6 protein-coding genes and 1 tRNA gene are annotated in these 9892 nt (G+C 40.5%); 4 read left to right on the top strand and 3 right to left on the bottom strand.

Annotation, left to right across the window (positions count from 1 at the left end):
• Window positions 1–92: 92 nt before the first annotated feature.
• Window positions 93–2813 (bottom strand): putative Ig domain-containing protein, encoded by a 2721-nt coding sequence (locus tag Q0779_RS23360; RefSeq protein ID WP_298776631.1) that lies wholly within the window; start codon window positions 2811–2813, stop codon window positions 93–95.
• 384 nt (window positions 2814–3197) lie between these two features.
• Between Q0779_RS23360 and Q0779_RS23355 the strand changes: the two genes are divergently transcribed.
• Complete coding sequence (locus tag Q0779_RS23355) at window positions 3198–4259, top strand: PLP-dependent cysteine synthase family protein (protein ID WP_298776630.1); 1062 nt, start codon at window positions 3198–3200, stop codon at window positions 4257–4259.
• Between the two features lie 379 nt (window positions 4260–4638).
• Here Q0779_RS23355 and queE read toward each other — a convergent pair whose 3' ends face one another.
• The gene (gene queE / locus Q0779_RS23350) at window positions 4639–5307 is read right to left on the bottom strand and encodes a 7-carboxy-7-deazaguanine synthase QueE (protein ID WP_298776628.1); all 669 of its coding nucleotides are present in this window, start codon (window positions 5305–5307) and stop codon (window positions 4639–4641) included.
• A gap of 193 nt (window positions 5308–5500) precedes the next feature.
• On the opposite strand from queE, the gene queC reads away from it, so the two are divergent.
• Together queC and rrtA are read left to right on the top strand one after the other, a co-directional pair.
• A complete protein-coding gene (gene queC / locus Q0779_RS23345) occupies window positions 5501–6184 on the top strand; it encodes a 7-cyano-7-deazaguanine synthase QueC (protein ID WP_298776625.1) in 684 nt (227 codons plus the stop codon).
• Complete coding sequence (gene rrtA, locus Q0779_RS23340; protein ID WP_298776623.1) at window positions 6181–6786, top strand: rhombosortase; 606 nt, start codon at window positions 6181–6183, stop codon at window positions 6784–6786. Before queC ends, rrtA begins: the two co-directional genes overlap by 4 nt.
• 83 nt (window positions 6787–6869) lie before the next feature.
• Here rrtA and uvrB read toward each other — a convergent pair whose 3' ends face one another.
• On the bottom strand, window positions 6870–8882 hold the full coding sequence (uvrB, locus tag Q0779_RS23335; protein ID WP_298776619.1) for an excinuclease ABC subunit UvrB: 2013 nt from the start codon (window positions 8880–8882) through the stop codon (window positions 6870–6872).
• A gap of 937 nt (window positions 8883–9819) precedes the next feature.
• On the opposite strand from uvrB, the gene Q0779_RS23330 reads away from it, so the two are divergent.
• Window positions 9820–9892 (top strand) — tRNA-Asn (locus Q0779_RS23330).

The following is a 9892-nucleotide window of genomic DNA, read 5'->3' as shown; positions in this document are numbered from 1 at the left end:
CGAGTGGCCAAAGGGATCAGACTGTAAATCTGACGGCTCAGCCTTCGAAGGTTCGAATCCTTCTCCCTCCACCATTTACTTCTAAAAATAAATCAATGATGAAATAAAACATAACCTACTCGTTCAGCTGAACTATGTTTTCGTTTAGTATTACTTTCATCAATTTTCAGAGATAAGGTTCCTTCAGGACTGCCTGCTAACCCATTGAGTACAACCCAACCACCATCACGGCCATCAACCCCCATTACTGATGCAATAGCATGACTGCCAACACCTGTTGTATAAAGCGATTCACCACTATCAGCTATACCTAACACAATATCAGCACCTATCGCCGCAGTAAAATTAAGTCCCTGCATATTGTAAACTCCTGCCTCAATGATGAGTATACCGACCTCTTCTTCAGAGCGGCTACCAGTTTGAGTACTGATCCCTTTTCCTGCAATAAAAGCTGTCTCGGTAGGTAATCCCAAATCTTTCACCCCTGATTGACTCGCACTCCAAAAATATGAAAATTCAGGATCATTCTCTGTCATCACCTGTCCAAGCACAACAGGAGACAAATAATCAACATTATTCAACATACTTCGCGTCTCAGCCTCCCAGTTTCCTTTTTTTCCCGTTAAGTTGGCTATCACAATTTGAGCTTCCATTTGTATACCGTGCTCTTGCACAGTATAAATACCTTCTTCTACAACAACATAGCTCAAACTTACCGAAATATTTTCTCCCGTTAGATTAATATCTTGTGCCATTACCTCAAATTGATTACCAATGGCATTACGTATACGCGGCACGATAGCGACATGATCTACGGTGTAAATCGGTGTTGCTACAACCACCATGTTATCGTAACTCTGACTCAAAGTGATTGTTTGCCAATAATTACTCACATCAGCTAAAACGCCATGCTCCATTTTAGGGTTACAATACTCACCCGCCACCGTAATAGTGAATACAGGCGATGACGCAGTCGTCATACCATCTGATATGACAAAATAGATGTTTTCTGTATTACCTAGGTCGCTACAAGAAGGCGTGCCAAAAACCTCTCCGGTTAACGCATTAATGCTTAGCCAAGTTGGCGCATTAACAATAGAAAAAGACATGTTGATGATGTCTTGCTCATCGCCATCATGCCAAGCAGGAAAGAAAGAGAAATACTCTCCAATCATGACCGTATGATCAACAATACTAGTGTCCCTAAATGAGGGGGGTTGATTATTCACCCGATCCGCAACCACATCCACATACCAAATCCCTGATCCCACATTTCCACCAAACTCCCCTCGATGTGAAGCCATTAGCAAATCGCCATTTTGATCCGTCAACACATCTAATATTCCATTTAAAAATTTAGTACTCTGGGGCTGATGTGGCCCATTTGAAATCAGTGTATCTAATGACCACACTCCTGACGTCTGATTTAATAAGAACACTGCATTCTGAGCGCTCCAACTCCCCATCACGGCACTTTGATAGAAATCACCTGTAGCAGTGACAAAGTCAATCCCACTCGGTGGGATCTTCTCCATTTCATATTCAAGCATTAGTACTGGACGCCCCTGTTTATCAGGATCGGGTTCTATCACGCCGAGAGCCAGTGCTTGAAGCACACTCTCATGTGTACTGTGCACATCACGCCAATCACCTACCGTCAAATTACTTTTAGGACAACCATAATCTGTTCCAGGCACTAATTGGTAAAACTGATCTCTAGGAGTGCCATCTTCGGCCATCTGATTAGGGCAGAGAAAAGCTATTGATGAAGCGTCATTGACCGCATGCATTGAAGTGTAAAGTTTTCCTAATTGATCTGTGGCTAAGCCAAAAGGATTACGTAACCCTTGTGCATAATTTCGAATCTTATGTGGCTCTGTATTAGTCAATACCTGAACATCTTTACTGTGTTCTTGTAGCAACGCCTCGATATAGTCACCATGGTTAGCAAAGCTGCTGGGATCTATATGCCCCCCTATGTCATACCAAGCTAGATTATGGGTATCAGTATCATTAAGCGTGAGTAAGTTTTCAATAAATAATATCGCCGCCGTATAAGCATGCTCATTAGTTTGAGTGTCCCCACGAGAGCCCAACGAAATAAATAATGAATGACCACTTACATGCATTTGTTGAATTTGATGATGTGATACGCTAATAGAGTCAGCGATCACTTGTCGTACCTCATCCACCTCATTGCCTTCAGCAACGGTTTCTCCCCAAACTCTGTCGCCGTCATCATCACTAAGCCGAATAATATTTTGGAAGAAATTACTGCCGCCACTATTATGTAACACAACGGTCGGCGCCAAATACATGAAAACTTTTCCCCTCGTACTGGTATGGTGATTGATTGCTTCGGGATCATAATGGAAGGCAATGCCGATAGAGCCATGACAACTGTCCCCAGAAGTTTGTCCCGGATTTGGCTCATTACATTGTCCATTGAGTGTATTACGTGTACTTTCAAATACCGAAGGTGATACTGCATTAATGGGCACTTCATCAAAGCCCCCTTCGACTCTATCTGATAACTGATATCGATAGGCTATGACACCGTGTGTCAATGTTGCCGCATAAAGGTATTCGGGATCACCTGGTGCTATGGCAAGTTGAGTGTAACTTGGTTGGCTACGTGGCTCCCCCCCTGCCGATGGTGGATGCTCTATGAGCGTAACGGCATTTTCCCCAAAAACATTTTGCTTACCAAGATCAATAAAGTAGCTTCTGGCGATTAAATGTGTACTGAAAAGACACAGCAAAAATATGAACACAACAAACATCAAAGAATATAACAATCGACTTAAAGGCATATTAATCTCCTTAAACAGCATTATTAATATCAAATAAATTTGTTCGTAACATCAACAGCAATTTAAAACTTTAAAAATCAACAGAATAATAATAAAATCACGAACATCTAATTTCATATAACACTCGGTTATTCCTTAAAGGAAGAAAATACAAGCATAGTCAATATTCCTGCTTTTCATGCCCTCAATATGATGCTTGAGATTAAACCTCGAGTAGTCACAACCAAGATGTTAATAAATAAGCTTTATTCCTTCAAATACGTATCCAACAAGTTTTACCTATGTATGAAAAATAATAAAAAACCACGGATCCACTTTGTTTACTATCATTACTAATACATTTTAATTATTATTTATCTTTTATTGTTATAAAGGACGAATATAGTGACGAATACTTGGGTCAATCAAGCCATTGAGAAAATTGAAGCCGATTTTCAACGCAGTGCAGAAACACACCTCATAAAACTTGAGATCTCGTCACTTGATGGTATCGATATTTATCTCAAAGATGAAAGCACTCACCCCACTGGAAGCTTAAAACATCGTCTAGCCCGTTCTTTATTTTTATATGCATTGTGTAACGGCTGGATAAAAGAAGGCACGCCTATTATTGAGTCGTCATCAGGCAGCACCGCGGTTTCTGAAGCTTATTTCGCACGTTTATTAGGCCTTCCTTTTATCGCTGTCATGCCAGCAAAAACCGCCAAAAAGAAAGTACAGCAAATAGAATTCTATGGTGGAAAATGCCATTTTGTGGATCATTCCAGTCAAATTTATTCTGAATCTGAAAAACTGGCCGATGAACTCAAAGGCCATTACATGGATCAATTTACCTTTGCTGAACGCGCCACCGACTGGCGAGGCAATAACAACATTGCTAATGCTATTTTTGAACAAATGCAAAAAGAGCAACACCCAATCCCGAAGTGGATAGTCATGAGCCCTGGTACGGGTGGCACCTCTGCCACTATCGGCCGTTATATCCGTTATCAAAGATTAGCAACCCAGCTTTGTGTTGTTGATCCTGAGCATTCTGTTTTTTATGATTACTACCACTCCCATGATCTAAGTTTGACCTGTAAAGAAGCAAGCAAAATTGAAGGAATTGGCCGTCCGCGGGTTGAACCGTCCTTTATAGCGGGTGTCGTGGATGATATGAAAAAAGTCCCTGATGCAGCCAGCCTAGCAACAATGAATTGGCTAGAGCGATTAATCGGACGAAAAACGGGGCCTTCAACTGGCACAAACCTTTACGGCGTATTGAGCATTGCTTCGCAAATGCAGAGAAAAGGGGAAAAAGGCTCTATTGTGACCTTGATCTGCGATCCCGGCGAACGTTATCTCGACACTTACTATGATCAGCAATGGGTCAATAAGAACATAGGTTCTCTTGAGCAATATCAAACACAATTAACGCAATTTGAGCAAACTGGTCAACTGAGTTAAATATCAGTGTGTCTAGTCCTAAAAAAGCGCCAAGCTATTTTAGGACTAGCACTAAACAATATGTGAGGCTTAATTAAGCGCTAAGCTAGGGGCTGTTGATCTTTCGTCGTTAAATTATGTCCGAACTAAACGTGTTTTAATCTCGGCGTAGTGAGTGAAGCCTAGTCTTCTAAGCCCTTATCTTTAATAAAGAGGTCTACAACAAAGAGTAAAACACGTTTAGACGGATCCTGCTTTATAAAAGAATGAGGACAGCGTTTGTGGTGCCTTTTTACAGCGTTATCACTTATTTATGTAGAATAACTACACAGCATAAGCTCTGCCTTGTATAAAGACCCCACAAACTGCTGCAGAAATCATCACCAAAGATCAACAGCCCCTAATCTATATTCAGGTATTTATGTGTTTGTACTGACAAGCGCCAATTTCGTTCAATACACACTTTCATCGCTAATGCTGTCGCTCTGTTTTTTTGGCTAATAGGCTGTAAACAGATGGTTTTATCTGTACAATCAATATCTTTTAATAGGATATCTAACTCATTAATATGATTTTCCGTCGCTACGGGATGCTTAATCTCATTAGCACGATTTAATGCTTGAGGAAGCACCTTAAGCCCCCCTTTCATATTAATTTTTGGTGAAACAGTCACCCATGCATGATCCGAGCATTGTATTTCAAATGTACCACTGGTTTCAATTTGTGTCGTAAAGCCTCTTGAATGTAATTCACCGGTCAATGATGTTAAGTCATACAAGCAAGGCTCTCCACCTGTGATCACAACATGCTTAGCCGTAAAGCCTTTGGTTATAAACGCATTCATTAACGATATAGCATTATGCTCTGCCCATCGCCCTAGCGTCCCATCCACTTGGATCACATCACTTTTTGAGACCTTATGCTCATCCAGTACTTCCCAAGTGTGTTTTGTATCGCACCATGCACAGCCAACAGGACACCCTTGAAGCCTGACAAATATCGAAGGCACCCCAGTATGAGTGCCTTCACCTTGAATTGTCTCAAAAACTTCATTAACCGGATAATTCATTTGATACCTCTATTTTATTTAGGCGGCATTTATAGTGGATTTTCTCCTTGGCTGCAAGCCTCTGCCCCGTTTTATCGTGAAACACGAAAATATTTTTATGACAGCTTGAATGAAACAGGCTGTTATCGCTATATGAAAAAAGACGATTAAGGTACACTTACGCTATATCCATGACTTAAATTGGTTGATAAAAATGACCTCAAAAGCAATCGTTGTTTTCTCTGGTGGGCAAGACTCCACCACTTGCCTTGTTCAAGCACTGACACAATATGATGAAGTTCATGCTATTACTTTTGATTATGGCCAACGTCACCGCCAAGAAATCGAAATAGCACAATCCTTAGGTAAAAAGCTAGGATTAGCCAGTCATAAAATTTTAGATGTCTCTTTACTCAATGAATTAGCGATTTCTTCATTGACCCGAGACAATATTCCAGTATCCCATACACTAATGGAAAATGGGCTTCCCAATACCTTCGTACCTGGCCGTAATATTTTGTTTTTAACCCTCGCGGGTATCTATGCTTATCAAATAGGCGCCAAGGCCGTTATTACCGGCGTCTGTGAAACCGATTTCTCTGGTTACCCAGATTGTCGCAATGATTTTGTCAAAGCAATGGAAAAGGCGTTAACCCAAGGTATGGATTATGACTTAACATTAATCACACCACTAATGTGGCTTGATAAAGCGGAAACATGGGGATTAGCCGATAAATATCACGCCTTAACACTGATTAAAGATGAAACACTAACGTGTTATAACGGTATTATTGGAAATGGCTGCGGCACTTGTCCTTCTTGTGAACTCAGAAACCGAGGTTTACATACTTATTTAGATAACAAAGAGGCGGTATTACAGCGCCTCGCTGCTAAATGAATCTGTTAATCTCCCCCTTGGTAGCCAAAAAGCTCAAATCCCCCTATGGGGTTGCACTATTCATTAGCCTGTTGTGTATTGGCTTGTTTTTTATCCATCAAGACACGCTACTGGCTTATCGACGACTTGAGATCGCTCAAGGCCAATGGTGGCGTTTAATAACAGGTAATTTACTTCACACAAATGACTGGCATTTAGCAATGAATCTAGCCGGCCTCTGGGCTATTTTACTACTACATAAACAGCATTATTCATCGATAGGGTTACTGCTTTTATTATTGGTCTTGTGTCTATTACAAGGCCTAGGGTTATACCTTTTCTTTCCCACTTTGTTAGGTTATGTGGGCTTAAGTGGCGTTCTACACGGGTTATTTAGTTATGGTGTTATTCAAGATTGCCGAGTCGGTTTTAAGAGCGGTTACCTATTATTAGCAGGCGTTATCATTAAGGTCGCCTACGAACAAATACAAGGTGCAAGCCCCGAAGTTGTCAAGCTTATCGGCGCAAGAGTGGCAACAGAAGCCCACCTCATTGGCCTAATAAGTGGGCTCTTATGCGCAGTGATTATTTATGCACTGCAGCACATAAAAAATCCAGTATAAGCAGCATCTTATTGGCCTTTCGCAAAAAAGGGGAAACTCCCATTAGAGCTTCCCCCCTTTTTTCAATTCAAAAACAAAATACGTCACGCCTTTATCATGGCTTCTCTCAGTCGCTTCACTTCATCTCGCATCGCAGCGGCTTGTTCAAATTCAAGGTTTTTAGCATGTTCATGCATTTGTTTTTCTAATCTATCTATTTCATGGCTTAAATCAGCCACATTTTGCCCTTGATATTGAGCAGCCGGTTCAGCCACTTTCCTTTGCTTATTAGACGCGAATGACACAGAAGCTTCACCTACATCCATCACATCTGTGATGGTTTTCGTCACCCCTCTAACGGTAATATTATTATCGACATTAAATTGATGCTGTTTCGCTCGGCGGCGCTCTGTTTCATCAATGGCTTTTTTCATTGACTTAGTGATCTTGTCACCATAGAGGATCACTTTACCATTAATATTTCGTGCCGCTCGGCCAATAGTCTGAATAAGAGAGCGTTCAGAACGTAAAAACCCCTCTTTATCGGCGTCTAAAATACACACTAAAGAAACCTCAGGCATGTCTAACCCTTCTCTCAGTAAGTTAATACCGATCAGCACATCGAACACACCTAAACGTAAATCACGAATAATTTCTACCCGCTCAACCGTATCAATATCTGAGTGTAAATATCGTACCTTGACCCCATGCTCATCTAAGTATTCAGACAAATCTTCAGCCATGCGCTTAGTCAACGTCGTTACTAATACACGTTCGTTAACCGCAACCCTTTGAGTAATTTCGGAAAACAAGTCATCAACTTGAATCGAAACTGGACGGACTTCAATTTCAGGATCCAGTAACCCTGTCGGTCTCACCACCTGCTCAGCAATATCATCACCACTTTTCATTAACTCATATTCATTTGGCGTAGCAGACACATAAATCGTTTGTGGCATTAACGCCTCAAACTCCTCAAATTTCAACGGGCGATTATCCAGTGCAGAAGGTAAACGAAACCCATATTCAACTAAATTCATCTTACGAGAACGATCACCTTTATACATCGCCCCGATTTGCGGCACAGTCACATGGGACTCATCAAGAATTAACAAGCCATCATCCGGCAAATAATCTAATAAAGTTGGCGGTCCTTCACCTGTTGCTCGACCAGAGAGATAACGGGAGTAGTTTTCAATGCCTGAGCAATAACCTAATTCAACCATCATTTCAATATCATATTGCACACGCTCAGTGATCCTTTGTGCCTCTATCAGCTTATTATTATCAAGCAACTGCTGTTTGCGTTCTCTTAGTTCTTCTTTAATCGCTTCAGCAGCGGCTAAAACGGACTCTCTAGGAGTAACATAATGGCTCTTAGGGTATACTGTTGTTCGAGCTAAACGTTTAAGAATATGTCCCGTTAACGGATCAAATAAACTCAGCCTTTCTATTTCATCATCGAAAAGTTCAACTCGAATCGCCTCTTTATCGGAATCGGCGGGGAAAATATCTATCACTTCTCCTCTTACGCGATATGTCCCCCGCTGCAATTCAATATCATTACGAGTATATTGCAATTCACTTAAGCGCTTTAATATATCCCTTTGCCCCATGAAATCACCTTCTCGCAGGTGCAATAACATTTTCATATAAGAGTCAGGATCACCTAAGCCATAAATCGCAGAAACAGACGCAATCAAAATCACATCTTTACGCTCCAATAACGCTTTAGTTGCCGATAAACGCATTTGTTCTATATGGGCATTAACTGAGGCATCTTTCTCAATAAAAGTTCCCGTCGAAGGCACATAGGCTTCAGGCTGATAATAATCATAATAAGAGACGAAGTACTCAACGGCATTATGGGGAAAAAACTCTTTCATTTCACCATATAACTGGGCAGCTAACGTTTTATTCGGTGCCATAATGATGGTCGGTCGGCCTAACGCTTTAATCACACTTGCCACAGTAAAGGTTTTACCTGAGCCTGTCACACCCAGTAAGGTTTGGCTTGCAATACCCGCTTCAATCCCTTCAATAAGCTGATTGATGGCTTTAGGTTGATCTCCTGCAGGAGAATAAGGTGACACTAACTGAAATACGGGATCCGACACTGATTCATTTCCTTAAATAAGACGCCAAAAGATTTTAAGCGACTCTCCCTCATAATCCAAGCTATCTCCATAAGTAAATTTAAAAATAATGCTATCGATTTTCGTCTTAGAAATGCAAAAACAAATAACATTAAAGTATGACATTTTTATATCAATAAAATGAAACTTTAATACAGGCCTGAGATGCAATCTAAAAAGGGAAAAATAGGCTGTCAATTCAGTAAGGATCATCGTTTAATACACAAGCGTTTGCTAAATGTTTATGACTTTTACACAACAAAATAGTTTTTGCATACCAATATCGATTGATTTTCGTACACCACTGAAAAATAACAAGTAAAATTTCATGTCAAAAATAATGCATTTTACGTAAAACTCAAGTCACATCGGCCTTAGAACAAGACGAAATGATATCACCCACAGGGTTATCCACAGATTTAGTGGATAAGTCACTCTATGCCTTATTCTGTGGGCATTTCCGGCCACCTCATTTTTCGATGGAGCCGCTAACCCCCATTTGTTATTTTATTACAAATGAAAATATCTCGATACAATCGTCTAATATACCTTCTTATATTTCAATAGCGCTTCATCTAAAGTAAGCTGATACGCCACCCCTCTCTAGTGACATAGTAATCTCATTTATCAATTTATTTTATCTTCGATTATTTAAACAAACATAACCTCTTATCTCCCTTCCCAGTCCATTATGCTTGTCGACAACTCAATTCCCCCTCACAGTTAACTTTAATCAAAACATAAACAATATTAAGTTTTTGAATAAAAAAATCACAAATATGGCGATTCCCTACCCTTTATGGAGATTAGATGAGCAGTTAACAGCATAATTACACTTTTTTTTCTCACTCGAGTTGACTCTATTCACATAGCGATTTACTATGCGCTCCGTCTTCACAAAGAGTCGGTTGAATTCGATTCCCCTGTAGTTCAGTTGGTAGAACGGCGGACTGTTAATCCGTATGTCACTGGTTCGAGTCCAGTCTGGGGAG

The organism is uncultured Shewanella sp. (genome assembly GCF_947491715.1).
GTDB lineage: Bacteria > Pseudomonadota > Gammaproteobacteria > Enterobacterales > Shewanellaceae > Shewanella.
This window is presented reverse-complemented; position numbering and strand designations above follow the sequence as displayed.

Bases quoted from the DNA above. Each gene is read 5' to 3' on its own strand.
- Q0779_RS23360 (WP_298776631.1), bottom strand. From the start codon at position 2,813: ATGCCTTTAAGTCGATTGTTATATTCTTTGATGTTTGTTGTGTTCATA.
- rrtA (WP_298776623.1), top strand. From the start codon at position 6,181: ATGAATCTGTTAATCTCCCCCTTGGTAGCCAAAAAGCTCAAATCCCCC.
- queC (WP_298776625.1), top strand. From the start codon at position 5,501: ATGACCTCAAAAGCAATCGTTGTTTTCTCTGGTGGGCAAGACTCCACC.
- queE (WP_298776628.1), bottom strand. From the start codon at position 5,307: ATGAATTATCCGGTTAATGAAGTTTTTGAGACAATTCAAGGTGAAGGC.